Annotated in this window: 23 protein-coding genes; 17 read left to right on the top strand and 6 right to left on the bottom strand. The window is 54.5% G+C overall.

The genetic code is table 11. The features are described from left to right. Positions 1-165: 165 nt before the first annotated feature. The 3 genes from OGY37_RS16810 to ybbA all read right to left on the bottom strand — a co-directional run bounded on the left by OGY37_RS16810 (position 166) and on the right by ybbA (position 4,584). Positions 166-1,299, bottom strand: coding sequence for a porin (locus tag OGY37_RS16810; RefSeq protein ID WP_148362317.1), 1,134 nt, complete (start codon positions 1,297-1,299; stop codon positions 166-168). 187 nt (positions 1,300-1,486) lie between these two features. Continuing rightward, entirely contained in the window at positions 1,487-3,901 is a 2,415-nt protein-coding gene (gene ybbP / locus OGY37_RS16805; protein WP_148362318.1) for a putative ABC transporter permease subunit YbbP, read from the bottom strand. Beyond that, positions 3,898-4,584, bottom strand: coding sequence for a putative ABC transporter ATP-binding protein YbbA (gene ybbA, locus OGY37_RS16800; RefSeq protein ID WP_008783992.1), 687 nt, complete (start codon positions 4,582-4,584; stop codon positions 3,898-3,900). Before ybbA ends, ybbP begins: the two co-directional genes overlap by 4 nt. Here ybbA and tesA point away from each other — a divergent pair. From tesA to OGY37_RS16785, 3 genes are read left to right on the top strand one after another with little or no spacing between them, the layout of a single operon-like run. After that, positions 4,555-5,178: a multifunctional acyl-CoA thioesterase I/protease I/lysophospholipase L1 gene (tesA, locus tag OGY37_RS16795; protein ID WP_148362690.1), complete on the top strand. Its 624-nt coding sequence runs from the start codon at positions 4,555-4,557 to the stop codon at positions 5,176-5,178. The two genes, ybbA and tesA, sit on opposite strands and share 30 nt — an antisense overlap. Before the next feature lie 28 nt (positions 5,179-5,206). Then, a complete protein-coding gene (locus OGY37_RS16790) occupies positions 5,207-5,977 on the top strand; it encodes an SDR family oxidoreductase (RefSeq protein ID WP_286621282.1) in 771 nt (256 codons plus the stop codon). Between the two features lie 58 nt (positions 5,978-6,035). Next, entirely contained in the window at positions 6,036-6,890 is an 855-nt protein-coding gene (locus tag OGY37_RS16785; protein WP_003831076.1) for a co-chaperone YbbN, read from the top strand. A gap of 80 nt (positions 6,891-6,970) precedes the next feature. Here OGY37_RS16785 and fetB read toward each other — a convergent pair whose 3' ends face one another. After that, positions 6,971-7,750, bottom strand: a complete 780-nt coding sequence (gene fetB / locus OGY37_RS16780) for an iron efflux ABC transporter permease subunit FetB (RefSeq protein WP_003831075.1) — start codon at positions 7,748-7,750, stop codon at positions 6,971-6,973. Then, positions 7,737-8,414, bottom strand: coding sequence for an iron efflux ABC transporter ATP-binding subunit FetA (gene fetA / locus OGY37_RS16775; protein WP_003831074.1), 678 nt, complete (start codon positions 8,412-8,414; stop codon positions 7,737-7,739). Before fetA ends, fetB begins: the two co-directional genes overlap by 14 nt. A 333-nt stretch (positions 8,415-8,747) precedes the next feature. On the opposite strand from fetA, the gene OGY37_RS16770 reads away from it, so the two are divergent. The 4 genes from OGY37_RS16770 to OGY37_RS16755 are packed head-to-tail and all read left to right on the top strand — an operon-like array spanning position 8,748 to position 12,970. Next, positions 8,748-9,665 carry an SPFH domain-containing protein gene (locus tag OGY37_RS16770; RefSeq protein WP_003831073.1) on the top strand — a complete coding sequence of 306 codons (918 nt, stop codon included), beginning with the start codon at positions 8,748-8,750 and terminating at the stop codon, positions 9,663-9,665. After that, the gene (locus tag OGY37_RS16765; protein WP_126318966.1) at positions 9,662-10,120 is read left to right on the top strand and encodes an NfeD family protein; all 459 of its coding nucleotides are present in this window, start codon (positions 9,662-9,664) and stop codon (positions 10,118-10,120) included. The genes OGY37_RS16770 and OGY37_RS16765 overlap by 4 nt, the downstream gene beginning before the upstream one ends. Before the next feature lie 19 nt (positions 10,121-10,139). After that, the gene (locus OGY37_RS16760; RefSeq protein WP_286621280.1) at positions 10,140-12,284 is read left to right on the top strand and encodes a PA5441 family protein; all 2,145 of its coding nucleotides are present in this window, start codon (positions 10,140-10,142) and stop codon (positions 12,282-12,284) included. Beyond that, positions 12,254-12,970: a DUF3142 domain-containing protein gene (locus OGY37_RS16755; protein ID WP_126318970.1), complete on the top strand. Its 717-nt coding sequence runs from the start codon at positions 12,254-12,256 to the stop codon at positions 12,968-12,970. Before OGY37_RS16760 ends, OGY37_RS16755 begins: the two co-directional genes overlap by 31 nt. Here the strand turns inward: OGY37_RS16755 and cueR are convergent. After that, a complete protein-coding gene (cueR, locus tag OGY37_RS16750; RefSeq protein WP_008783984.1) occupies positions 12,967-13,377 on the bottom strand; it encodes a Cu(I)-responsive transcriptional regulator in 411 nt (136 codons plus the stop codon). The genes OGY37_RS16755 and cueR overlap by 4 nt on opposite strands. A gap of 290 nt (positions 13,378-13,667) precedes the next feature. Between cueR and OGY37_RS16745 the strand changes: the two genes are divergently transcribed. The 10 genes from OGY37_RS16745 to ybaK all read left to right on the top strand — a co-directional run bounded on the left by OGY37_RS16745 (position 13,668) and on the right by ybaK (position 25,213). Then, positions 13,668-15,812 (top strand): TonB-dependent receptor plug domain-containing protein, encoded by a 2,145-nt coding sequence (locus tag OGY37_RS16745; RefSeq protein ID WP_286621278.1) that lies wholly within the window; start codon positions 13,668-13,670, stop codon positions 15,810-15,812. Positions 15,813-15,814: 2 nt separating this feature from the next. After that, positions 15,815-16,639 (top strand): heme/hemin ABC transporter substrate-binding protein, encoded by an 825-nt coding sequence (locus OGY37_RS16740; RefSeq protein ID WP_286621276.1) that lies wholly within the window; start codon positions 15,815-15,817, stop codon positions 16,637-16,639. A gap of 18 nt (positions 16,640-16,657) precedes the next feature. Then, a complete protein-coding gene (hutW, locus tag OGY37_RS16735) occupies positions 16,658-17,995 on the top strand; it encodes a heme anaerobic degradation radical SAM methyltransferase ChuW/HutW (RefSeq protein ID WP_003831065.1) in 1,338 nt (445 codons plus the stop codon). 12 nt (positions 17,996-18,007) lie between these two features. Further along, positions 18,008-18,502, top strand: a complete 495-nt coding sequence (gene hutX, locus OGY37_RS16730; RefSeq protein WP_079938344.1) for a heme utilization cystosolic carrier protein HutX — start codon at positions 18,008-18,010, stop codon at positions 18,500-18,502. Then, positions 18,502-19,125, top strand: coding sequence for an anaerobilin reductase (gene chuY, locus OGY37_RS16725; RefSeq protein ID WP_149281110.1), 624 nt, complete (start codon positions 18,502-18,504; stop codon positions 19,123-19,125). The genes hutX and chuY overlap by 1 nt, the downstream gene beginning before the upstream one ends. Before the next feature lie 51 nt (positions 19,126-19,176). Then, positions 19,177-20,169 (top strand): FecCD family ABC transporter permease, encoded by a 993-nt coding sequence (locus OGY37_RS16720; RefSeq protein ID WP_048235958.1) that lies wholly within the window; start codon positions 19,177-19,179, stop codon positions 20,167-20,169. Further along, the gene (locus OGY37_RS16715) at positions 20,166-20,936 is read left to right on the top strand and encodes a heme ABC transporter ATP-binding protein (RefSeq protein ID WP_279275097.1); all 771 of its coding nucleotides are present in this window, start codon (positions 20,166-20,168) and stop codon (positions 20,934-20,936) included. The genes OGY37_RS16720 and OGY37_RS16715 overlap by 4 nt, the downstream gene beginning before the upstream one ends. A 147-nt stretch (positions 20,937-21,083) precedes the next feature. Next, the gene (gene copA / locus OGY37_RS16710; RefSeq protein WP_032942557.1) at positions 21,084-23,585 is read left to right on the top strand and encodes a copper-exporting P-type ATPase CopA; all 2,502 of its coding nucleotides are present in this window, start codon (positions 21,084-21,086) and stop codon (positions 23,583-23,585) included. A 153-nt stretch (positions 23,586-23,738) separates the two neighbouring features. Further along, positions 23,739-24,533, top strand: coding sequence for a TraB/GumN family protein (locus tag OGY37_RS16705; RefSeq protein ID WP_286621273.1), 795 nt, complete (start codon positions 23,739-23,741; stop codon positions 24,531-24,533). A 200-nt stretch (positions 24,534-24,733) separates the two neighbouring features. Beyond that, a complete protein-coding gene (ybaK, locus tag OGY37_RS16700; protein ID WP_003831056.1) occupies positions 24,734-25,213 on the top strand; it encodes a Cys-tRNA(Pro)/Cys-tRNA(Cys) deacylase YbaK in 480 nt (159 codons plus the stop codon). Positions 25,214-25,269: the final 56 nt, after the last annotated feature.

The following is a 25,269-nucleotide window of genomic DNA, read 5'->3' as shown; positions in this document are numbered from 1 at the left end:
CAGATCACAACCTGCTGTCCTTGAAATTATTTCATGATGTTGCAGAGTATGTTTTTAAATGAAAGAAGGTATGAAAAAGCCGGATGTCGGCACAAGTGCCTTATCCGGCCTACAACAGCTTTCTTAGGCCCGATAAGCGCAAGCGCATCGGGCGGCAGGCGTCGATTAGAAATCGTAACGCAGACGCACCAGGTTCATATCGCCCAGATTGTCGGTGCTGGAGGTAAAGACGTGTTCGTAGTCAACACGGAAACCGTAATCCAGCTGGAAGCTGATCCCCACGCCGTTGTCGGTACGCAGGTAGTTACGGCCATTCACGTACTCAATACGGTCGCCCATAAAGTAAGGCTGAACGGATTTCAGCGCATACTGGCCAACCGGGAAGGTGTATCCCGCGAAGTATTCCAGACCCCAGGCATCACCGGCAAAGTAGTCGTTAACAGAGACTTTTTTGGTGGTCATGAAGTTTTGATACCAACCGCCGCCCAGCGAGAAGGTCCAGTTGTCCGGTTTCCAGCTCAGCGCAGTACCGACGATGTTTTGATCGTAGGTTTTGCTGGTGTTACCACGCATTTCCGCGCGGGTGTAGTTCCACGCCGTACCCCAGGTCAGGTCATCGGTGATGTGATAATCCGCACCCAGCGAGCCACCGCCTTTACGCTTGTAGCGCAGGCCGTTGTTCGGGTTGTAATCATCGCTAAACAGGTAAGACGCGTAGAGATCAACATCGCCAACCGTTTTCTTATACTTCAACGATTTACGCGTACGGTAGGAACCGTCATAGTCGCCATTGATACCGTTACCTGGTGCCTGACCGATCATGTCGTAGTCCCAGATATCGGTTTTCGCACCGACTACATCATAGTAAATGCTGTTCTGTTGACCGAAGGTCAGCGTACCCCAGGTTGCGCTCTTCAGACCGGTGTACAACATACGACGCGTGGTATCGTTGGCACCGTCAGCGTAGTGGTTATCCCAGTTGAACATCGCCGGGAAGTTAACGCCCAGCTCGTAGTAGCTCACCCAACTGATGTCATCAAACAGATAATAATCAGCGGCGAAGCGGAAACGTGTACCGCCATCGAAGCCATTACGTTTGTAGCCATTCTTACCATCGTCACCGGTCATATTCTGGAACTGCGGACGAATACTCCCGCCGACGGTGAAGTTAAGACGACTCAGCGGGTTGCCCGCCTGCGGATCTTGTTTCAGGACCGTGATTTCCGCCTGGGAGGCGAAAGTCGTTAATGCCACTGCTGCGCCGATCGATACCGCCAGCGCCGTTTTTTTTATAGTCATTATTTGTACCTTGATAGATAGCCTGCCAATTATTCAGCGTACAAATATTAACGTTTATTAATACACTCGTGTTGTCGGGTTTTTATTGTTCTGTGCTGTTAAATATCAACGAGTTATCAATTTGTGCTGCATAGATAAAAAAACGCACCGATTTAAAAAACCGGTGCGTAATCATCACGGATATGAATTAGCTACTGAACTGACGGAACAGCGCTTTGCCTTTTAGCAAACGTGAACCGAGCCATCCGCCGCATAAAGAGAGCAACAATGCCCCACAAAGCGGCAACACGGCCCACAGTCGCCAGTCTGGCTCCCACGGGAAATCAAACACTTTGGTTTGCAGCACCGCCAATGCGGTTTCCGCGCCGATGGCCGCCACCAGTCCGGCAACCATTCCGAGCATGGCAAACTCGCACCACAGCGTGGTACGCAGCAGCTTCTTACCCGCGCCCAGCGTGCGCCAGACCACCAGTTCCTGATGACGCTGACGCATCCCGACCTGGACCTGCGCCAATAGCAGCAGCATGCCACAGGCGGTGACCAGTACCACCATCACCTCCAGTGCGCGGCTCACCTGATCCAGCACCTGGCTCACCTGTTTGAGGATGGCGCCAATATCCAGCAGGCTGATGGTCGGGAATTCGCGGTTAAGCTGCGTTAGCATGCCGTTGCTGTTCTCCCAGCGAAAGCTGGTTAACCAGCTTTGCGGCTGAGCATCCAGCGCGCCGGAGGGGAAGATAAAGAAGAAGTTGGGCCGCAGGCTTTCCCAGTCCACTTTGCGCAGACTGCTGACCGTGGCGCTGAAATCCTGGGTGTCGCCCATAAAGGTCACTCGATCGCCGAGTTTGACGTTCAGCCGTTTCGCTAACCCCTCTTCCATCGACACTTCGCCCGCTTTTGGCGGCCAGCTTCCGGCGGTTATCGGGTTATGATCCGGTCGGGTATCCTGCCAGGTAAGATTAAGCTCGCGGTTCAGCGCCTCATCCTGATTGCCTTCGGTCGGCTTCTCATTGATCGCCGTCAGACGCGCCCGCACAATCGGATAGAACGATTCCGGGATCACCTGATGCTCGGACAGGAAAGCCTTCAGCGGAACCACCTGCTCGGTGGCAATGTTGATCAGAAAATAGTTCGGACTTTCCGGCGGCATTTGCTGCTGCCAGCGGTCGAGCAGATCGCCGCGCAGCACCAGTAACAACGCCAGCAGCATAAAGGAAAGCGAAAATGCCGATAGCTGGCTGAGCGTTGACCACGGCTGGCGTAACAGTCGACTGACCGCCAAACGCAGCGGCAGTGAGGAGAGCGTCAGACCACGCAGAACGTTGAGCAGCATCCAGCCGAGCACCCCGCACAACAGCGCCAGTACCACCGCACCAGCCAGTACCGCCCACAGCAGCGGACTTCCGCCCATCAGTCCAGCAAGCAGTGCAATCACGACTATCACGACCACCGGCAAATAAAACTTCAGCGGCCAGACGTTTGCCACCACGTCACGGCGTAGCACCCGCAGCGGCTGCGTCGCCAGCAGTAGGCGGTAAGGGCGTAACCCCACCAAGAGCGAAATCACCGTCATGGTGCCTAGTGCCCATAGCCACGGCCAGGGGCTGGCAGGCGGTAGTTCTCCGGGCAGAACCGGTTTGAGCAGCAGCACCAGCACGCGCTCAAATAACAGCCCGAACAACCCGCCGGTCACGCCAGACAGCGCCAGCACCATCAGCCATTGACCAACAATCAGCCTACGCAGTTGCGCTCTGCCCGCACCGAGCGTTTTCAGAATAGCCACCAGATCGTAACGGCTGCGGCAATAATGGCTCATCGCCACGGCAACCGCGGCGACCGCCAGTAACAGCGTTAACAGCGCCGACAGCAGCAAGAACTGTTGCGAACGCTCAAGTGATTTCCCCAGCGCCCCTTCATCCTGCTCCAGCCCATACCAGCGCTGTTCAGGCTTTAACTGTGGCAGCAGCCACTTTTCATAGGCTTCCAGTTGCGACGGCGTCCCGCCAAATTTATAGCGCCAGGTCACGCGACTTCCCGGCTGGACCGCCGCCGTTTTTTCGACATCCGCCATGTTCATCATCAGACGCGGTGCTATCTGGAACGGATTAAAACCAGAGTCCGGCTCCTGCACCACCTCCCCGGCAATACGCAGCGTGGCATCGCCAACGTCGATGGAATCACCGACTTTTAAGTTGAGCAGCGCCATCAGTCGCGGGGCCAGCAGCACCGAGCCCGGCTGTGGTTTCAGCCCCGGCGGATTGGTCTGCAACGTGCCGTACATCGGATACACATCATCCACCGCTTTGACGTTCGCCAGTTGCGGCGTATCCCGGGCAAAAGTCATGGTGGCAAAGGTGAGTTGTTCACCCACCTTCAGGCCACGCTGTCGCGCCTCGTCAATCCACGCTTTCGGCACAGTACGCGAACTTTGTAGCGACCGATCGCCCGCCATAAACTCCCGGCTTTGCTGGCTCAGCCCTTTTTCCATACGATCGCTGATATTGCCCAGCGCCAGCACACAAGCTACCGCCAGGCTCAGCGCCAGCCAGACAATCAGTAATGAAGGCGAGCGCCATTCGCGCCAGAACCAGCGTGCAATCATGCCTCCTCCTGCAACTGTCCGTTCACCAGGCGTAAACGCCGATCGCAACGCGCCGCCAACTGCGGGTCATGGGTCACCAGAATCAGGGTGGTACCGTGTTCCCGATTCAGAGAAAACAGCAGGTCGGCGATTTTGTCTCCGGTCTGGCGGTCCAGATTGCCCGTTGGTTCATCGGCAAACAGCACGTCAGGGCGACCGTTAAAGGCCCGCGCCAACGCCACGCGCTGCTGCTCCCCGCCGGAAAGCTGGGCCGGAAGATGATCAAGACGTTTTCCCAACCCCAGTTGCTCCAGCAGCGTTTTTGCCCCGTCACGACTTTTTCCGCTGTTTTCGCCGCGTAGCAGCGCGGGTAGTTCGACGTTTTCCAGCGCGTTGAGGGTCGGAATTAACATGAATGACTGGAAGACAAAACCCACGTGCCGCGCCCGCAGCTGCGCCCGGGCTTCTTCGTCCATGGTGTGCAGCGCCTGCCCCACCAGGCTGACTTCACCGCTGGTGCCATCGTCCAGCCCGGCAAGGATCGCCAGCAGCGTGGATTTCCCCGATCCCGACTCGCCAATCAACGCAATGGTCTCGGCGCGTTTGACAACCAGTTCAACTCCGGTAAGGATGGATAGCTCATGATCACCCTGACCGACGGATTTCTTAAGATGATGAACTTCAACAATGTTTTCCGCTGGCATTGGCCTTTCCTGTTCCTGGTCCTGTTAACTTTCCGCGCCGCCGCTGCGGACACGTTATTAATTCTGGGTGACAGCCTGAGCGCCGGATACCGTATGTCCGCCAGCGCCGCGTGGCCTGCGCTACTTAATGATAAATGGCAAACCAAAACGCCGGTGGTGAATGCCAGCATTAGCGGCGACACTTCGCAGCAAGGTCTGGCCCGTCTGCCTGCATTGCTCAAGCAGCACCAGCCGCGCTGGGTGCTGGTCGAACTTGGCGGCAACGACGGCCTGCGCGGCTTTGCGCCTGCGCAAACCGAACAAACCCTGCGAACAATTTTGCAGGACGTGAAAGCGGCAAATGCCGAACCACTGCTGATGCAAATTCGTCTGCCGGCAAACTACGGTCGCCGTTATAATGAAACCTTTAGCGCGATTTATCCAAAGCTCGCCAAAGAGTTTGATGTTCCTCTGCTGCCATTTTTCATGGAAGAGGTTTATCTGAAACCCCAGTGGATGCAGGATGATGGTATTCATCCTAACCGTGATGCCCAGCCGTTTATCGCCGACTGGATGGCGCAACATCTCACACCACTAGTAAATCACGACTCGTAATTTAACGGAGATCCTGACAGGTAAAGTTATGCAAAAATCGGTCTTAATAACAGGATGTTCCAGCGGAATCGGTCTGGAAAGCGCGCTTGAGCTAAAGCGCCAGGGTTTTCAAATTCTGGCAGGCTGCCGCAAACCTGACGATGTCGCGCGTATGAACAGTATGGGATTCACCGGCGTATTGCTGGATCTGGATTCACCCCAGAGCGTGGATCGCGCCGCCGAAGAGGTGATCGCCCTGACCGATAATCGTTTATATGGGATCTTTAACAACGCCGGATACGGTGTCTATGGTCCCCTGCCCACCATCAGCCGTGAACAGATGGAACAGCAGTTTTCCGCCAACTTTTTTGGCGCACATCAGCTTACCATGCGCCTGTTACCTGCCATGTTACCCCACGGCGAAGGGCGCATTGTGATGACCTCATCGGTGATGGGATTGATCTCAACGCCGGGACGCGGCGCCTATGCCGCCAGCAAATATGCACTGGAAGCCTGGTCCGACGCACTGCGTATGGAACTGCGCCATAGCGGGATTAAGGTCAGTCTGATTGAACCCGGCCCCATCCGTACCCGCTTTACCGAAAACGTCAACCAGACCCAGAGAGATGCTCCCGTTGAAAATCCCGGCATTGCCGCGCGTTTTACGCTGGGACCAGAAGCGGTTGTCGCCAAAGTGCGTCATGCGTTTGAGAGCGATAAACCAAAGCTACGTTATCCGGTTACGCTGGTGACCTGGGCAGTGATGCTGCTTAAACGCCTGTTACCAGGCCGCATAATGGACAAAATTTTACAGGGTTGAGTTGAAGCTCGCGCGTCAGCCCCCATGTAACAAGAAATCGACAAAAGAGAGTAACTCCATGTCCACACAGAATATTGTTAACATTAACGAATCGAACCTACAGCAGACCCTCGAACAGTCGATGACCACGCCGGTCCTGTTCTATTTTTGGTCTGAGCGCAGCCAGCATTGTCTGCAATTAACGCCGGTACTGGAGAGCCTTGCCGCCCAGTATAACGGTCAGTTTATTCTCGCTAAGCTGGACTGCGATGCCGAGCAGATGATCGCCTCCCAGTTTGGTCTGCGCGCGATCCCTACGGTTTATCTGTTCCAGAACGGCCAGCCGGTAGATGGATTCCAGGGCCCGCAGCCGGAAGAGGTTATTCGCGCGCTGCTGGAGAAAGTGCTGCCGAGCGAAGAAGAGCTGAAAGCACGCCAGGCTATCGAATTCATCGAAGCCGGTAATCACGCGGATGCACTGCCGTTGCTGAAAGAAGCCTGGCAGATCTCCAACCAGAGCAGCGAAATTGGTCTGCTGCTGGCGGAAACACAAATCGCCCTGAACCGTTCTGATGAAGCCGAAGCGGTACTGAAAACCATTCCGTTGCAGGATCAGGACACCCGCTATCAGGGGCTGATCGCGCAGATTGAACTGCTGAAACAGGCAGCTGATACGCCGGAAATCCAACAGTTGCAGCAGCAGGTCGCCAACAATCCGCAGGATGCGGCACTGGCAACGCAGTTGGCTATTCAGTTACACCAGGTCGGACGTAACGAAGAATCACTGGAATTACTGTTCAGCCACCTGAAGAAAGATCTTACGGCTGCCGATGGTCAGGCACGTAAGACCTTCCAGGAGATCCTTGCCGCACTGGGTACGGGCGATGCGCTGGCCTCGAAGTACCGCCGCCAGCTGTACGCGCTGCTGTACTAATCCATTTGATTTTGCCCGATAGCGCCTGCGCGCTTATCGGGCCTGTAAATTCGACAAATACCGATCCCTCCGGCATCACATCACGTCTTCTTCAAATGCGTTACCACTAATTGGTGGCGCGAATTATAGAATTTTCGATAGGTTAAGTAGCAGGCGATAATGGTTGACAGGCTGGCGGTTGATAGCAGCATAAACGTCACCATAATCTGATATTTAATCGCTTTTACCGGGTCAATACCTGCAAAGATCAATCCTGACATCATTCCCGGTAAACTCACCAGCCCCACGGTCTTCGCTGAATCAATCGTCGGGATAAGCGAGGCGCGAATGCTGTCGCGAATAAGCGGTGCAGAAGCCACCTTCGGCGTTGCGCCGAGGCTGAGTTTTTCCTGAATTTGCTGCTGCTCGCTGTTAAACCGCTGCCCCAAATTGTTGTAACACAGCCCCACGGCCACCATCGCATTACCTGCAATCATGCCGGAGATCGGGATGACCTGCATCGGCGTGAACTCGATAGAGCCTGAAAGAACCAGCACCGAAAGCGTTAGCCCCGCTCCCACCGTAATAGCAATAAACGACGAGAGAAAAGCTTTATCAATATATTTACTGCGTTTTTGCGCGTTATAGGCCGCGTTAAAGCAGATAAACAGCACCATCAATAAGGTCAGAATGCTATGGTTGACGCCGAAAATATATTTCAGCACGTAGCCCACGATAATAAGCTGAACCACTGCCCGGCAAACGCTCCAGAGAATATCTTTTTCCAGCGCCAGCTTTTCTTTGTTGCTGATCAGTATCGCGACCACCACCAGCATCATCGCTAACGCCAGGGATTCATTGGTAATATTATGCTCGTTCATTGCTTACTTCCTGCATTTCACCGGCGTGCGGTTGAAGGGTTATGACGTTATCCGCATGTTCAATTTCATCTTTGTCATGCGTCACCCACAGCACAGCAATATTCTTATCGCGAACATAGTGGTGAATTAATTCGTTTACATTACGCTTGTTGGCTTCATCCAGCGCGCTGGTGATTTCATCAAGCAGCAGAATTTTCGGCAGAAACTGCAAATTACGAATTAACGAGACGCGCTGCTTTTCGCCGCCGGATAGCTCATTGATATTTTTTTTGAGGATCGTCTCGGGTAACTCAAAGCGGGCCAGGTCGGCCAGAAACACATCTGGATCCGGACTTTTGTTGCGGATTTGCCAGGGGAAAATGAGATTGTCGTAAACGGTGTCGCCAAACAAAGCGGGCGTTTGCGCGCAATAAGAGACCTGCTGGCGATACGTTTCCGGCTTGAGGGTATTTATCTCTTTGCCCTCAAAGAGAATCTCACCACCAGTCGGACTTATTAACGACGCCACAATCTTGAGTAACGTACTTTTACCACAGCCGGATTGGCCGGTAATCAGCTTAAATTCTCCGGCGCGGAGATCAAAACAGATGTTATTAAGAACCTGCGTCGCCCCTGCCTGCCACGCGACATTTTTTAACTGAAGCAGAATGCTGCTTTCTTCCATTACCAATCCCTTTTTACATCTTTCGTGCAGACAGTGTATACCCAAAATAATTCGAGTTGCATGACGGCGGCAAGTGAGTGAACCTCCGGGAGCATAGTTAACTATGTGACTGGGGTGAGCGACAAATCTGCCGGGAGCAAATTTGAGCGCTGCTTACAGCGACCCCGCAGGGGCGAGGCCCAGGGATGGGCCGAGTAACGCAGCTAACGCACATGCAACTTGAAGTATGACGGGTATATCCCTGTAATTTATTATAGGGGAGCTCACCTTGATAAATCGGGTATAATTTGACTAATGAGGCAGTAAAGGACAGCACAACAGGAGGTTTCATCAATGCTCATTTTTATTCCTATTCTTATTTTTGTCGCGCTGGTGATCGTCGGCGCAGGCGTCAAAATCGTCCCGCAGGGATATCAGTGGACGGTAGAGCGTTTTGGCCGTTACACCAAAACCCTACAACCGGGTTTAAGCCTTGTTGTACCGTTCATGGACCGCATTGGTCGTAAGATCAATATGATGGAACAGGTGCTTGATATCCCCTCTCAGGAAGTCATCTCCAAAGATAACGCCAACGTCTCGATTGATGCTGTGTGCTTTATTCAGGTGATCGACGCGCCGAAAGCCGCGTATGAAGTCAGCAACCTGGAACTGGCGATCATCAACCTGACCATGACCAACATTCGTACTGTTCTCGGCTCGATGGAGCTCGATGAAATGCTCTCCCAGCGCGACAACATCAACACGCGCCTGCTGCATATCGTTGATGAGGCCACCAATCCCTGGGGAATAAAAATCACCCGTATTGAGATCCGCGACGTGCGTCCTCCTGCAGAACTTATCGACGCCATGAACGCGCAAATGAAAGCCGAACGTACCAAGCGCGCCTACATTCTTGAAGCCGAAGGGATCCGTCAGGCAGAAATCGTTAAGGCCGAAGGTGAGAAGCAATCGAAAATCCTCATTGCGGAAGGTGAACGTCAGTCCGCATTTTTACAGGCTGAAGCGCGTGAACGTTCCGCAGAAGCAGAGGCCCGCGCAACGCAGATGGTGTCTGAGGCCATTGCCGCCGGAGATATTCAGGCCGTGAACTACTTCGTGGCGCAGAAATACACCGAAGCGTTGCAGCATATAGGTTCGTCGAATAACAGCAAAGTGGTGATGATGCCGCTGGATGCCAGTAGCCTGATGGGCTCCATTGCCGGGATCGCCGAACTGGTTAAGGACAGCGCCAGCGAGCGGAAAAAATCATGATAGCGATGATTCTGGTGCACCCGCACATCTTCTGGCTCAGCCTCGGCGGTTTGCTACTCGCCGCCGAGATGCTGGGCGGCAACGGCTATCTGCTGTGGAGCGGCGTGGCTGCGGTGATTACCGGTCTTGTCGTCTGGCTCGTTCCGCTAGACTGGGCGTGGCAGGGGGCGATGTTCGCCGCCCTCACCCTGCTGGCGGCCTGGCTGTGGTGGAAGTGGCTGGCAAGGCGCGTTCAGGAGCAAAAGCCAGCCGACAGCCATCTTAACCAGCGCGGACAACAGCTGGTTGGCCGTCGATTTATTCTGGAAACCACCCTGGTGAATGGTCGCGGACATATGCGCGTCGGCGACAGTTCCTGGCCCGTTAGCGCCCGTGACGATTTGAGCGCCGGAACGCAGGTTGAAGTCATTGCCGTTGAGGGAATCACCCTGATTATAAAAGCGGTATCACACTAAAGAGACAGGAAATAAGACTATGGTCAGGAAGACACCCCTTGCCTTTGCCCTTTGCATATTGCTGACCGCCGCCCCGCAGGCATTCGCTTCGTTCGATATGGAAGACTGCAAATGGAGCGACGACAGCTGTCTACTAAAGGGAACGCCGACCTTTAACCCTGAAAACGACAGCCGTGACAACCTGCTGCGGCTGCTGAGCCAGGAAAAATCATTTGCACTGCCGGTGCAATCAATGCCCGCAGACATCACCCGCTCCCGTGATTTCTATTTTGCCTATCACCCGCAGTGGGATGAGGCTGCCCCGCAGCCAGCCGCTGCTCCGGCATCCGCCGCAGACAGCCCTCTCTCCCAACAGATGGCCGAGCTGAACATTAGCGCCGACGAAATAAACATCAACGACGCTGAGCTTGAGAACCGCCATGTTTCGAATAACACCGAGAGCGTCAGCGCGTTTTTTGCCGCGCTGTTGGCCGATTCCACGTTAACGGCGGAACAGCGTCAGGCCTTAGCCCAGGCGCGTACAGGACTGCTTTCCGGAGCAACCCGCGAGCAAATTGAGTCTTCTCTTGCTACCTTCCCGGCAGATTCTCCTGCTCTGCCCTATAAAAGCTATCTGGCAGCAGCCGCCAGTTTCTATGCCGGAGATTATGCCAGTGCCGAACGGGATTTCGCTCAGCTTGCCAAAAGCGATCGTCCGTGGCTGGCAGAGACCGCGCAATACATGCTGATGCGCACGGCGTTGAACAAGAGCAGTCAGAACAGCGTGGGCGAGTACGGCGATTTTGATATTGCGAAAATTAACCGCGAGGATGCTACTCAGGCTCAGACGCTGGCGCAGGCCTATTTGCAGCGTTTTCCTCAAGGACTCTACGCTGACTCTTCACGCGGTATGTTGCGTCGCATCAACTGGTATTTACAGGCGTGGCCGCAGTTAGCCGGGTTGTATGAACAGGCGCTTCAGCAGTCGGTTGACGCACAGCAACTGCGCGAAAATGTCATCGAATACGATAATGTCTATGGCATGGCGTTCTACGACCAGTCCGTCGTTGAAGCCTTCCCCAACGCGCCGCGAGTCAGCTATATCGAACTGCTACGCGCGCTGCGCCTGGATAACAATAACAAACCCACGCTGACGCAGGCACAGCTCGACGCCAGCAAACCGGTGTTTGAACAGAGCCAAAAACTGCCGCTATGGCGCGATCTACAACTGAATCTGTGGCTGGCAACGGGCAACTACGCGGCAATTATTCAGGCAGTTACGCCAGCGCAGAAACTTGCCGCTCACGATACCCTCGCCTTCAGCGAACAGGTGCTGTACGGCGAAGCGTTGATGGGCCAGAAGAAATGGGCCGAGGCGCGCGATTTCTGGCAGCAGTTGTTAAAACTCAGCCAGGATAACGAACAGCAGCAATATGTGCAGGCTAAGCTTGCCGCCACGCTGGTATATAGCGGCGACGTGGCTGCGGTTTTCGCACCGAATAGCGCGGTGACCAACCTGCGCTTTCGTTCGCAGGTACTGAAAACACAGGCCACACCAGAACTGCTGCGCCAGCAGGCCGTTCATGGCCCGAATAACGAAGAGCGTACCATTGCGTTGCATACGCTGCTGGTGCGAGATCTTACAGAGAATCGTTTTGGCGATTGGCTGAATGACAGAAAACTGGCCAGCGCGATTACGCCTCCGGTCATTGGCGAAGCGTTTGCTGACGTTAACCTGAGCATATTTGACTGGAATGGCGACACGGCGCAGGCGGGCTATACGTGCCGCAGCCTCAATGAAACGGTAACGGTATTGAGCAAAAAAGCGGATGATGCTCACGCGCTGAACTGCCTTGGCGAATTCTTCCGCACCACGCAAACACATGTTGATCTGTGGAAAAACAGCGCTGGCAACGACGTGCTTGAATCAGCTATCTCGCGCAAGAAACCTTTCGGCCAGTTCGACAGGCAAAGCTACTATCAGCAGGTAATCACCTCACCCACCGCGGAAGTCGAAGATAAGAGCTTCGCGCTGTATCGCGCCATCATGTGCTATGCGCCATCAGGCGCTAACGAATGCGGCGGTGAAGACGTGGATAAACTGCAGCGTAAGGGCTGGTTCACCCAACTGAAAACGCAGTATCCGGGAAGCCCGTGGGCGCAAAAACTCAAATATTACTGGTAACCGCGCTGCTGATAGGTCAGGCACAGGCGGCGGATATCGTCGCCGCCCGTGAACATTCGGCCTTCTGGCTGTGGTCTGGGGTGAAGGCCAGTGACGAGCTGAAAGACGCGCAAACGGTTTATCTGCACCAGGGCGAGGTACTGGTTCGTTCCGGTAACGTGGTGTTCCAGCGCCTCGGACTGCCGGTCAGTCGTCTGTCTTTTCCCTCAATCTGGCTGACCGTACGCTTTACAACCCTCGACGTACCGGAAGAGATCCCGGCGCGTATCATACGGTTGATGCAGCGCTGGCAGACCGCCGGGAATCACGTCGTCGGCCTGCAGGTTGATTTTGACGCAGCGACCCATCAACTGACCGACTACGCCCGCTTTCTGCAGCAACTGCGCCAACAGCTCCCGGCCGAGTTTGCGCTAGGCGTAACCGGACTACTGGATTGGGCAAAAACGGGCGACGTCGCTACGCTGAACGCGTTGGCGGTCGATGAACTGGTGGTCCAGAGCTATCAGGGGCGTCACACGGTGACGAATTATCAGGCGTATCTGCCCGCGCTGAGCCGCCTGCGCATTCCATTTAAGCTGGGACTGGTGCAAAACGGTAACCGGGATCCACTGGCTGAAGCGCAGCTTGAGAAATCCCCGTGGTACCGCGGCACGGTGGTGTTTATGCTTAATCCCTCTCGCCGTTAAGCCTTCGCTTTGTGATGGCAGCAGCCGGAGAGATTATCCATAATCGGACATTCAGCGCTGTCATCACCCGGGCAACTGTCCGCCAGCGCCAGTAAATGCAAGCGCATGGCCTGCAGCTCACTGATATGCCGCTCAATATCCGCCACCTTTTCCAGGGTGCGCTTTTTCACATCCGCGCTATGACGCGCCGGATCGTTAAACAGGTTTACCAGCTCGCCGCACTCTTCCAGGTTAAACCCAACCTGCCGCGCCTGACGCAGCAACGTCAGTTCATTCAGATGCTGTTGGTTGTAAGTGCGATAGCCATTGTCACTACGCAGCGGCGGCGTCACCAGTCCTTTCTCTTCATAAAAGCGAATGGCTTTGCTGGTTAAACCGGTTTTTTTCGCAACATCGCTAATATTCACATTTCCCCCGCGGTGCTTGTTGGTGCTGAGCCACATTATAGCCCAGATTGCCGTAATCATTTACCCGAGAAATCTGCACATTTTAAGTCAACAAAGAGATGAATAAATCCTTTCTATTCACATTGTTATACCCGATACAGATCACATTTCAGTATTTATTGACCGTACAAAATTGACTCAAATCAAAAGATATATTGGTTATACATCTTTCATATTGAACAAAGGGAAACATTTTTATATACAAATGCGAATGATAATGATGATCATTTACATTCAATAAAGGTTCTCTTATGTTGCCACGGATTAACCAAAGGCCATTTATTCTTTCAGCCCTGACATTATGCATGTCCGGCGCTGCTTCTGCAGCTACCTCTACAACACACGCTTCAACGCCCGATGATGATACGGTGATCGTCACGGCTAACCGCTCTGAAAGTAGTCTCTGGGATAGCCCGGCAACTATTCAGGTTATCGATCGCCAGACGCTGCAAAACTCCACCAGCGTTTCTATTGCTGATGATTTGCAAGATATTCCCGGCGTCGAAGTCACCGATAACGCCCTCGCTGGCCGGAAACAAATTCGTATCCGTGGCGAAGCCTCTTCGCGGGTGCTGATTTTGATCGACGGCCAGGTCGTCAGCTACCAACGTGCCGGGCAAAACTACGGGGCCGGTTTGCTGATTGACGAATCCGCGCTGGAGCGTATTGAAGTGGTCAAAGGCCCCTACTCTGTCCTCTACGGTTCGCAGGCGATTGGCGGCGTCGTGAATTTTATTACGAAAAAAGGCGGCGATAAGCCTCTCGGCGGCAGCATTAAGGCCGTTTATAACTCCGCAACGGCAGGATGGGAAGAATCAGCGGCAGCCTGGGGCAGCATCGGAAACTTTGACTACCGCATCAATGGCAGCTACTCCGACCAGGGGGACCGCGATACGCCTGACGGAAGATTGCCTGACACCAACTTCCGTAATAACGGCCAGGGCGTGTGGCTGGGCTACAACTTCGATCGCCATAAAATCGGACTCTCCCTCGATCGTTACAAACTGTCTACTCAAACCTGGTTTGACGATCCAGAGGGCCAGTTCGACGACTTTAGCGTCAAAATACCTAAGCTGGAACGCGAGAAAATCGGTCTTTTCTACGACTATGCGGCCGACGGAGATTACCTGAAGAAAATCCATCTTGACGCATACACCCAGACAATAGAGCGCAAATTTGAAAACCGGGTCAAAACGACCCAGGTAATCCCCAGCCCGGCGATTAAAGCGCTGACGATAAACAATCAAACCAATACCAACGACAAACAGTATACCCAAGGGGTAACGCTGCAGGGCAATTTCTCCCTTCCCGCTAACAACGAACTGGTGATTGGCACTCAATATCAGCATGACAAAATCAAACAGGACACGGACGGCAGTACGCGCCAGACCGCAGCTACTGGCTTCTTCGATACGCAAACCCGTACCCTGTCATACAACGAAGCGGAGCAAAGCAACACCTCATTGTTCGCGCAAAACGACTGGCGCTTTGCCGATAACTGGACGTGGACCGTTGGCGCACGTCAGTACTGGCTGTCTTCGAAGCTCAATCGCAACGATACGCAAACCCTGCAAAGCAGCGGCAGTACCTGGCAATCCACCGGAGGAAATTCAGTACACGATGATGAACTAGTGACCTCAACCAGCCTGCGTTATTCCGGTTTTAAAGATCTTGAACTCCGGGCAGCGTATGCCCAGGGCTATGTTTTCCCCACGCTGACTCAGTTGTTTATGCAGACGTCCGCAGGCGGAAGCGTGACCTACGGCAACCCAAACCTGAAGGCGGAACACTCGAATAACTATGAGCTGGGCGCACGGTATAAAGGGAATATGTGGCTGATTGACGGCGCCATTTATTACTCCGAAGCCAAAGACTATATCGCCAGCCTGGCCTGTTCAGGCCAACCCGTTTGCAGCGGTAATACCACCTCTTCACGGGGTGGCTATTACTACTACGAAAACATCGATCGGGCCAAAACCTGGGGCATGGAACTCACCGCAGAATACAACGGCTGGGCGGTTTCACCTTACCTGAGCGGTAATCTCATTCGCCGTCAGTACGAAGGCAATACCCTAAAAACCTGGGATACCGGCGAGCCCACGCTGACCGGGCGCGTCGGCCTGAAACATACCTGGTTGATGAATGTCGCTAACGTGACGTCCGATGCCTTTATCCGCGCGGCGTCCAGCGCTAAAGATAATACCGGCTCAACGGAAATCAACTACCCTGGCTGGGCCACACTTAACCTCGCATTCAACACCGAGTTCGGTCCGCAGGACCAGTATCAGGTCAACCTCGCGCTCAACAACCTGACCGATAAGCGTTACAGAACCGCACATGAATCTATTCCAGACGCGGGTTTCAATGCCGCCGTTGGCTTTGCGTGGAATTTCTGACGATGAAAAAACTCATGATTGGCTTACTGAGCCTCGCCTGCGTTTTCAGTGCCCAGTCCGCCGACCGCCTGGTGGTGGCGGGCGGCTCACTTAGCGAACTGATATACGCCATGGGCGTCGGCAACCGGGTGGTCGGCGTTGATGAAACGACCTCGTACCCGCCCGAAACTGCCGCACTCCCGCATATCGGCTACTGGAAGCAGTTAAGCAGCGAGGGCATTTTATCGCTGCATCCGGACAGCTTTATCACCTGGCAGGATGCTGGTCCCCAAATCGTGTTAGATCAGCTGCGGGCGCAAAAGGTTAACGTCGTGACGTTGCCGCGCGTACCGGCCACCGTAGAACAGATGTACGCCAACATTCGAGAACTGGCTACAACACTGCACATTCCTGACCAAGGTGAGGCGTTAGTCAATCGCCTGCAGCAACGTCTGGAGCGTATTAAGCGCAGCGTGGCGGCGAAAAACGCGCCGGTCAAAGCGATGTTCATTCTCTCTGCTGGCGGCAGCGCACCTCAGATCGCCGGAAAAGGCAGCGTTGCCGATGCCATTATGACCCTCGCAGGCGCACAAAATGTCGCCACCCATGCGCAGTATAAAAGCTACAGCGCGGAGTCACTGATCGCCGCCAACCCGGAGGTGATCGTGGTGACGTCGCAAATGGTCGATGGCGGTCTGGCTCGCCTGAGCGCGATTGCCGGTATTACCCACACTGCGGCCTGGAAAAATCAGCGCATTGTGGCGGTAGACCAGGCGCTGATTCTGGGGATGGGACCTCGCGTCGCCGATGCAGTTGAAGCCCTACACCAGCAATTCTGGCCTCACTAACAGGATTTATTAAGAAGAATGAAAACTGAACACTCGCTGGATCTCACCGCGCATTTTGCGCTCGAGGGAAGTCAGCCATTTAAGGATCGCCGCGCCACGATGCCCTGGCGTGGGGCGATCCCGGTTGCCAAAGAGCTTTTGTCACAAACCTGGCAGGAGGTCATCAGCCAGCCAACCCCGCCACGTAAACGGCTGGTGTACTTGCATATCCCGTTTTGTGCAACACATTGTACTTTCTGCGGTTTTTATCAAAACCGCTTTGAAGAAGACAACTGCGCCCGCTACACCAACGCGCTGTTGCGCGAAATAGAGATGGAAGCTGATAGCGCATTACACCAGTCAGCCCCCATTCACGCCGTCTATTTTGGCGGCGGTACGCCTTCTGCGTTGTCTGCACAGGACCTGGCCAGAATCATCACCGCGCTGCGTGACAAGCTACCGCTGGCGCCGGACTGCGAAATCACCATTGAGGGGCGAGTACTCAATTTTGACGATGCGCGAATCGATGCCTGCCTTGACGCTGGCGCCAATCGATTTTCGATCGGTATTCAGTCTTTTAACAGCCGGATCCGCAAGAAAATGGCGCGTACTTCGGACGGCCCGACCGCAACGGCCTTTATGCAGGGACTGGTAAAACGGGATCGTGCCGCCGTGGTGTGCGATCTGCTATTTGGTCTGCCAGGACAAGACGCAAAACTGTGGGGCGAGGATCTGGCGATTGCCCGCGACATTGGCCTCGACGGCGTAGATCTTTATGCGCTGAATCTGATCCCTAATACACCGCTTGGCAAAGCAGTTGAAACCGGGCGCACAACCGTTCCCTCTCCCGCCGAACGCCGCGATCTCTATCTTCAGGGCTGCGATTTCATGGACAGCGCGGGCTGGCGCTGCATCAGCAACAGCCACTGGGCGCGTACCACACGGGAACGCAATCTGTACAACCTGCTGATTAAACAGGGTGCAGACTGTCTGGCATTCGGCTCTGGCGCAGGAGGGTCAGTCAATGGCTATTCCTGGATGGTCGAGCGCAACCTGAATACATGGCATGAATCTATCGCCGCCGGAAAAAAACCGCTAATGATGATAATGCGCACCGCCGAGCGTGGTTTCCAGTGGCGACACACTCTCCAGGCCGGTATTGAGACGGCCCGCGTCCCGCTGGATGAGCTGACGCCTCATGCTCAAAAACTGGCCCCGCTACTGACCCAATGGCATCACGCAGGACTGACGCGAGATGCCAGCACCTGTGTACGCCTGACCAATGAAGGGCGTTTTTGGGCGAGCAATATTTTGCAGTCTCTTGATGAACTGATTCAGGCACTTAACGCGCCGCGCATTGCGGTAGAGCAACCATAAAAGGAGTGAATAATGAGCCATGTCTCTTTACAGGATTTTTTGAAAACTGAGCCGGACGGTACGCTGGAAGCTATCGCAGCCCAGTACAACACTACATTGCTGGAGGTGGTGAAAAACCTCCCTTCCCCAACGCTGGTTTCCGGCAGTCAATTTGATACCGTCTGGGAAACCGTCTGCGAATGGGGCAAAGTCACCACCCTGGTCCATACTGCTGATGTCATTCTGGAATTCACCGGTGAATTACCTTCCGGATTCCACCGCCACGGTTACTTCAACCTGCGCGGCAAAAAAGGCATGACCGGGCATATCAAGGCAGAAAACTGCACGCATATTGCTCTGATTGAACGCAAATTTATGGGAATGGACACCGCGTCAATTCTCTTCTTCAACCAGGCGGGTAGCGCTATGTTCAAAATTTTCCTCGGTCGCGATGAGCATCGACAGCTACTGGCCGAACAGGTCAGCGCCTTTCACGCGCTGTCTTCATCTTTAAAGGAACATGCCTGATGGCTCCATGGCTTATTTTTGGTGCAGGTGGTCGCGGCGTCGGCGCGAAAACGCTGGAACTCGCGTTGGCGGAGCATCGTCCGGTGATTGCTGTCGTTCGCAATCCCCAGGTCGCTGCCGGGCTGCAGGAAAAAGGTGTGCAGGTCTTTATTGGCGATGCTTGCGACAGCCAGGTCACCGCCTGTGCCTGTCGCGCAGCGGGGCAACACGCCACGGTGATCTCCTCCATGGGCGGTGCCCAGGATTATCTGGCGCACAGAACCGTCATTGATGAAGCAGAAAAAGCTGAGATCAAACGCATGATTCTGGTCACCTCCCTGGGCTGTGGTGACAGTTGGCCCTTTTTGTCCCCACGCGCCAGGGCCGCATTTGGCCAGGCCGTACGGGAAAAATCATTGGCTGAAAGCTGGCTACAAACCAGTCAACTGGACTACGCCATTCTCCGCCCCGGCGGTTTGCTGAACGGTGAAGCCACAGGCCTGGCGCAACGCATACAGGCCGAGGAGTGTCACGGCTTTGTAATGCGCGCAGATGTTGCCAGGCACATTCACGAACTGGCCACGGCGCCGGCACTCAATAACCAGATTTACAGTTTGGTTGAGCCGGGACTGAAACCCGCGTAAACCCCTCGCGGCGCGGAAATTTCGCGCCGCAAAGACGTTATGGAGCGTTGCGTGCTTAAGGACTCGCTTTCTTCCGTCAGCATTCTGACGGGCCTTTCTCTCTTGCTGGTCGCTCTGATGCTGTTCGGTGCCAGCCAGGGGGCGTTGAACATTAGCTTCAGCGCCCTGTTCAACGACGAATACCGTGATATCTGGTTGAACATTCGCCTGCCCCGCGTGCTGCTGGCCGTTTTGGTCGGTGCTGCGCTGGCTACGGCAGGGGTCATTATGCAGGGACTTTTTCGCAATCCGATGGCCGATCCCGGCCTGCTTGGCGTCAGCAGCGGCTCCGCGCTGATGGTTGGCATCGCGATAGTTATCCCCTTTTCATTCCCCGTAGTGCTGGTGCTGTATGAGCAGATGATTTTTGCCGTCGCGGGCAGCATGGTGGTCTGCACGATTATTTTCCTGATAAGCCAGCGTCATAACCACGGTGGAATGATGCAACTGCTGTTAGCAGGTATCGCTATCAATGCTCTGTGCGGTTCGGCTATTGGCGTGCTGAGCTATGTGGGCGACGAACAGCAGCTACGCCAACTTACGCTGTGGATGATGGGGAATCTCGGCCAGGCCCAGTGGCCAACGCTGCTGGTTGCCAGCACGTTTGTTCTTCCAGCCATTGCTGTCACCGTCTGTATGGCGGGAACGCTTAATTTGCTGCAATTGGGTGATGAAGAGGCGCATTACCTCGGCGTAAACGTCAAACGTAAGCGCCAGCAGTTACTGTTGCTCAGCTCGCTCCTGGTTGGCGCAGCCGTTTCCGTCAGCGGCGTGATTGGCTTTATTGGCCTTGTGATCCCGCATCTGATCAGAATGACTACCGGCGCCGATCATCGCTGGTTGATCCCCTGCTCTACGCTGGCCGGCGCCTGTTTACTGCTGATTGCCGACACGCTGGCCCGCACCCTGGTTCAGCCTGCCGAAATGCCCGTTGGCCTGTTAACCAGCCTGATCGGTGGACCGTATTTCCTGTGGTTAATACTGCGTAGCCGGAGGATGTCATGATCGTCGCTGAAAATCTGGTCTACCAAATTCAGGGCAGACGACTGACCGATGACGTTTCCCTGACGCTACCTGATGGAGAAATCATCGCGATTCTTGGCCCGAATGGGGCCGGAAAATCGACGCTGCTTCGCCAGCTTACGGGCTATCTGCAGCCCCACAGCGGGCGTTGTAGCTTGTTTGGCAAGCCGCTGAACGAGTGGTCAATCACCGAGCTGGCAAAAACCCGTGCCGTGATGCGCCAGAACAGTCATATGGCCTTCCCGTTTAGCGTGCAGGAGGTCATCCGCATGGGCAGGCATCCGTATCGTACGCGCAATACGGGCGATGAAACGGAGCACATCATGACGTTGTGTGACTGCCAGGCGCTGGCCGCGTGCGATTACCGGCACCTGTCGGGAGGAGAACAACAGCGGGTACAGCTGGCGCGTCTGCTGGTTCAACTTTGGGAGCCCGAACCCAGGCCAAAATGGTTGTTTCTCGATGAACCCACCTCCGCCCTGGATATTCACCACCAACAGCATCTTTTTCGTCTGCTGCGTCGTCTGGTAGGTGAACGACAGTTCAGCGTCTGCTGCGTCCTGCACGATCTCAACCTTGCGGCGCGCTATGCTGACCGCGTTGTATTGATGGAACGCGGCAGGATAGTTGATAACGGTCGTCCGCAGGATGTTCTACAGCAATCATCGCTAAATGCCTTGTACGGCGCCGATCTCACGGTGATGAATGAACCGGAGCATCGAACGCCGCTTATTGTTCTCAATCAATAATTGACCGGGAGCGTCCTGTTCTGACGTTCCCGTTTTTCTTCCTTTTCGCCCTTTTTGCACCTTTTCAAAAAACTCCCTTGACCTTCCCCTAGATGGAAGGTTTAACCTTTATCACAGTCAGTTAATCCTGCAATAAAGGAGTTGGTTATGTCTCAAACAATCGATCTAACCCTGGACGGCTTGTCCTGTGGTCACTGTGTAAAACGCGTTAAAGAGAGTCTGGAGCAACGCCCGGACGTTGAGCAAGCGGATGTCACTGTGACTGAAGCGCACATTACCGGGAGCGCCAGTGCTGAAGCGCTGATTGAAACCATCAAACAAGCCGGTTACGGCGCGGAGTTAAGCCACCCAAAGGCTAAACCGCTGACGGAGTCATCAATCCCGTCGGAAGCACTGGCAGCGGTCCCTTCCGAGCTTCCGGCAGCTACGGCTGATGATGACAGCCAACAGTTGCTGTTAAACGGCATGAGCTGCGCCAGCTGTGTTATCCGCGTACAAGATGCTCTGCAAAGCGTACCGGGTGTCACGCAGGCACGGGTAAACCTGGCGGAACGTACTGCGCTGGTAATGGGCAGTGCGTCCGCCGACCAGTTAGTGAAAGCGGTGGAAAAAGCGGGCTACGGCGCAGAAGCCATTGAAGATGATGTTAAGCGCCGCGAGCGTCAGCAAGAAACCGCCGTGGCAACCATGAAACGTTTTCGCTGGCAGGCGGCCGTCGCGCTGCTGTTGGGTATCCCTGTCATGGTATGGGGAATGATTGGCGAAAACATGATGGTCACTGCCGACAACCGTAGCCTGTGGCTGACGATTGGTCTGGCAACGCTTGCCGTGATGGTTTTCGCGGGCGGTCATTTTTACCGCAACGCGTGGAAAAGCCTGATGAACGGCACCGCGACCATGGATACGCTGGTGGCGCTGGGTACCGGGGTGGCATGGCTTTATTCCATGAGCGTCAACCTCTGGCCGCAATGGTTCCCGATGGAAGCACGACACCTCTATTATGAAGCCAGTGCGATGATTATCGGTCTGATTAACCTCGGGCACATGCTGGAAGCACGGGCTCGTCAGCGCTCGTCCAAAGCACTGGAAAAATTACTCGATCTGACACCGCCGACCGCGCGTGTTGTTACCGACGAAGGTGAAAAGAACGTGCCGCTGGCAGACGTTCAGGCGGGAATGTTACTGCGCCTGACCACCGGTGACCGCGTTCCGGTAGATGGCGAAATCACTCAGGGCGAAGCCTGGCTGGATGAAGCCATGCTGACCGGTGAACCTATTCCGCAACAAAAAGGCGAAGGTGATAGCGTCCACGCCGGTACGGTCGTACAGGACGGCAGCGTGCTGTTTCGCGCCAGCGCCGTTGGCAGCCACACCACGCTGTCACGTATTATTCGTATGGTGCGCCAGGCGCAAAGCAGTAAACCGGAGATTGGCAAACTGGCTGACCGTATCTCCTCAGTGTTCGTTCCGGTCGTCGTAGTCATTGCGCTGGTAAGTGCAGCAATCTGGTATTTCTTCGGGCCGGCACCACAAATTGTTTATACGCTGGTGATTGCCACTACCGTACTGATTATTGCCTGCCCTTGTGCGCTGGGCCTGGCAACACCAATGTCGATTATTTCCGGTGTGGGTCGTGCCGCTGAGTTTGGGGTTCTGGTACGTGATGCCGATGCGCTGCAGCGCGCCAGTACGCTTGATACCGTCGTATTTGATAAAACCGGGACATTGACTGAAGGTAAACCGCAGGTTGTCGCCATCAAAACGTTTGGCAACACCGATGAAGCACTGGCAATTCGTCTGGCAGCAGCCCTTGAACAGGGGTCCAGCCACCCGCTGGCCAGAGCGATACTGGACAAAGCCGGTGATGTTACGCTGCCACAGGTCAATGGTTTCCGTACGCTGCGCGGTTTAGGCGTCAGTGGTGAAACGGAAGGTCATACGCTGCTGCTGGGCAACCAGGCGCTGCTTAATGAACAGCAGGTAGATACCACTGAAATGGAAGCTGAAATCACTGCTCAGGCATCCCAGGGTTCAACCCCGGTCCTGTTGGCGATTGATGGTAAAGCGGCGGCGCTGTTAGCGGTGCGTGATCCACTGCGTAGCGACAGCGTGGCAGCACTTCAGCGTCTGCACCGCAACGGGTATCGTCTGGTGATGCTTACCGGTGACAACCCGACCACGGCTAACGCTATTGCCAAAGAAGCCGGTATTGATGAGGTGATAGCCGGTGTTCTGCCGGATGGTAAAGCCGAGGCGATTAAACGTCTGCAAAGCCAGGGACGTCAGGTTGCCATGGTGGGTGACGGTATCAACGATGCACCTGCGCTGGCTCAGGCCGATGTAGGGATTGCCATGGGTGGCGGCAGCGATGTGGCGATTGAAACCGCCGCGATTACGCTGATGCGTCATAGCTTGATGGGCGTTGCGGATGCACTGTCTATCTCCCGGGCAACGTTGCGTAATATGAAGCAGAACCTGGTCGGCGCGTTTATTTATAACAGCATCGGTATTCCCGTTGCCGCTGGGATCCTGTGGCCATTCACCGGAACACTGCTGAATCCGGTCGTTGCCGGGGCGGCGATGGCGCTCTCCTCCATTACTGTGGTGAGCAACGCTAACCGACTGCTGCGCTTCAAACCGAAAGAGTAACCCTCTACCGCATGGCGCTCACGCTTATCCGGCCTACAAAGTGCAGGTAACATTGTGGGCCGGATAAGACGATTTCGCGTCGCCATCCGGCGATTCTCGCATTGCACCTTCCTGGACCACGCGCTAGCATGAAAGTCTACTTAGGGAGGTCGTATGGATCTGTTATACCGGGTAAAAACATTTTTCACCGCGCTACGCGGCAACCACTATACCTGGCCTGCCATCGACATTTTATTGCCCGGCAACCGCCATTTTCATCTGATTGGCAGTATTCACATGGGCAGTCGCGATATGGCACCTCTGCCTGCCAAATTACTCAAAAAACTCAACCATGCCGATGCGCTGATTGTCGAAGCGGATGTTTCCGGTGACGACGCGCCGTTTGCTAACCTTCCTACATTTGCCGCACTCGAAGAACGAATCAGCCCGGAGCAGTTAGAAAACCTGCGTAAAGTCACCAACGAACTGGGGATTTCCCCCTCCCTGTTATCTACTCAGCCGTTGTGGCAAATCGCCATGGTATTACAGGCGACACAGGCACAGCAGTTGGGGCTACGGGCAGAATACGGAATTGATTACCAATTGCTGAAAGCGGCAAAGCAAGCGCATAAACCCGTCATCGAACTGGAAGGTGCATCCAGCCAAATCGAGCTGTTATGTCAGTTGCCTGATAACGGACTGGCCCTGCTGGACGATACTCTGACGCACTGGCATACCAATGCCAGATTGTTGCAACAGATGATGGGTTGGTGGCTTAAAACACCGCCACACAATAGCGAACTGACGCTTCCCAATACCTTTAGCCAGTCGTTGTATGACGTATTGATGCATCAACGCAACACAGCCTGGCGCGATCGGCTCAGAGCGATGCCTGCTGGTCACTACGTCGTGGCCGTTGGCGCGTTGCATCTGTACGGAGAAGGAAATTTGCCGGAAATGTTACGGTAAAAAAATGGCCAATATTTCTATTGGCCCGTCAAAGAGGAATTTCATCATTATTATGATCCCAATGCTTAAAGCATCGGTGTAGTTCGATTGTCGCTCAAAGTCATCATCCTGCCAATACTATTGCGCAAGATGGTACTATTTTTTAGACAGACATCAGGCGTATGCTTGAGTCGTATTTTGTCTGGTCCAGGAAAATTGCTATGACACCCGCCGTTAAATTACTCGAAAAAAACAAAATTTCTTTCCAGATCCACACCTACGATCACGATCCGTCCGAGACGAACTTTGGTGATGAAGTGGTGCGCAAGTTAGGTTTGAATGCGGACCAGGTCTACAAAACGCTGCTGGTTGCCGTGAATGGCGACATGAAGCATCTGGCGGTTGCGGTCACGCCTGTAGCCGGTCAATTGGATCTCAAAAAGGTCGCTAAGGCGCTGGGGGCTAAAAAGGTCGATATGGCCGATCCAATGGTTGCGCAACGAACCACCGGTTATCTGGTGGGAGGGATCAGCCCATTAGGACAGAAAAAAAGATTGCCAACGCTCATTGACGCCCCTGCCCAGACGTTTGACACCATTTATGTTTCCGGCGGCAAACGCGGGCTGGATATCGAACTGGCAGCAGGCGATCTGGCGAAAATTCTGGATGCGAAATTCGCCGACATCGCACGCCGTGATTAAGCGATTTTAGAATGATTGCCTGATGGCGCGCAGCTTTAAGGCCTACAAACCGAATA

Origin of the sequence: Citrobacter sp. Cpo030 (assembly GCF_030333005.1) — a bacterium.
In the GTDB taxonomy this organism is placed as follows: Bacteria; Pseudomonadota; Gammaproteobacteria; order Enterobacterales; family Enterobacteriaceae; genus Citrobacter; species Citrobacter portucalensis.
The sequence above is the reverse complement of the archived record's forward strand: the minus strand, read 5'-3'. Positions and strand labels throughout refer to the sequence as shown.

What these genes read in the sequence shown, in the direction of transcription:
- OGY37_RS16810 (WP_148362317.1), bottom strand. Translation starts at nt 1,299, where the DNA reads ATGACTATAAAAAAAACGGCGCTGGCGGTATCGATCGGCGCAGCAGTG.
- ybbP (WP_148362318.1), bottom strand. Translation starts at nt 3,901, where the DNA reads ATGATTGCACGCTGGTTCTGGCGCGAATGGCGCTCGCCTTCATTACTG.
- tesA (WP_148362690.1), top strand. Translation starts at nt 4,555, where the DNA reads ATGAACTTCAACAATGTTTTCCGCTGGCATTGGCCTTTCCTGTTCCTG.
- ybbA (WP_008783992.1), bottom strand. Translation starts at nt 4,584, where the DNA reads ATGCCAGCGGAAAACATTGTTGAAGTTCATCATCTTAAGAAATCCGTC.
- OGY37_RS16790 (WP_286621282.1), top strand. Translation starts at nt 5,207, where the DNA reads ATGCAAAAATCGGTCTTAATAACAGGATGTTCCAGCGGAATCGGTCTG.
- OGY37_RS16785 (WP_003831076.1), top strand. Translation starts at nt 6,036, where the DNA reads ATGTCCACACAGAATATTGTTAACATTAACGAATCGAACCTACAGCAG.
- fetB (WP_003831075.1), bottom strand. Translation starts at nt 7,750, where the DNA reads ATGAACGAGCATAATATTACCAATGAATCCCTGGCGTTAGCGATGATG.
- fetA (WP_003831074.1), bottom strand. Translation starts at nt 8,414, where the DNA reads ATGGAAGAAAGCAGCATTCTGCTTCAGTTAAAAAATGTCGCGTGGCAG.
- OGY37_RS16770 (WP_003831073.1), top strand. Translation starts at nt 8,748, where the DNA reads ATGCTCATTTTTATTCCTATTCTTATTTTTGTCGCGCTGGTGATCGTC.
- OGY37_RS16765 (WP_126318966.1), top strand. Translation starts at nt 9,662, where the DNA reads ATGATAGCGATGATTCTGGTGCACCCGCACATCTTCTGGCTCAGCCTC.
- OGY37_RS16760 (WP_286621280.1), top strand. Translation starts at nt 10,140, where the DNA reads ATGGTCAGGAAGACACCCCTTGCCTTTGCCCTTTGCATATTGCTGACC.
- OGY37_RS16745 (WP_286621278.1), top strand. Translation starts at nt 13,668, where the DNA reads ATGTTGCCACGGATTAACCAAAGGCCATTTATTCTTTCAGCCCTGACA.
- OGY37_RS16740 (WP_286621276.1), top strand. Translation starts at nt 15,815, where the DNA reads ATGAAAAAACTCATGATTGGCTTACTGAGCCTCGCCTGCGTTTTCAGT.
- hutW (WP_003831065.1), top strand. Translation starts at nt 16,658, where the DNA reads ATGAAAACTGAACACTCGCTGGATCTCACCGCGCATTTTGCGCTCGAG.
- hutX (WP_079938344.1), top strand. Translation starts at nt 18,008, where the DNA reads ATGAGCCATGTCTCTTTACAGGATTTTTTGAAAACTGAGCCGGACGGT.
- chuY (WP_149281110.1), top strand. Translation starts at nt 18,502, where the DNA reads ATGGCTCCATGGCTTATTTTTGGTGCAGGTGGTCGCGGCGTCGGCGCG.
- OGY37_RS16715 (WP_279275097.1), top strand. Translation starts at nt 20,166, where the DNA reads ATGATCGTCGCTGAAAATCTGGTCTACCAAATTCAGGGCAGACGACTG.
- copA (WP_032942557.1), top strand. Translation starts at nt 21,084, where the DNA reads ATGTCTCAAACAATCGATCTAACCCTGGACGGCTTGTCCTGTGGTCAC.
- OGY37_RS16705 (WP_286621273.1), top strand. Translation starts at nt 23,739, where the DNA reads ATGGATCTGTTATACCGGGTAAAAACATTTTTCACCGCGCTACGCGGC.
- ybaK (WP_003831056.1), top strand. Translation starts at nt 24,734, where the DNA reads ATGACACCCGCCGTTAAATTACTCGAAAAAAACAAAATTTCTTTCCAG.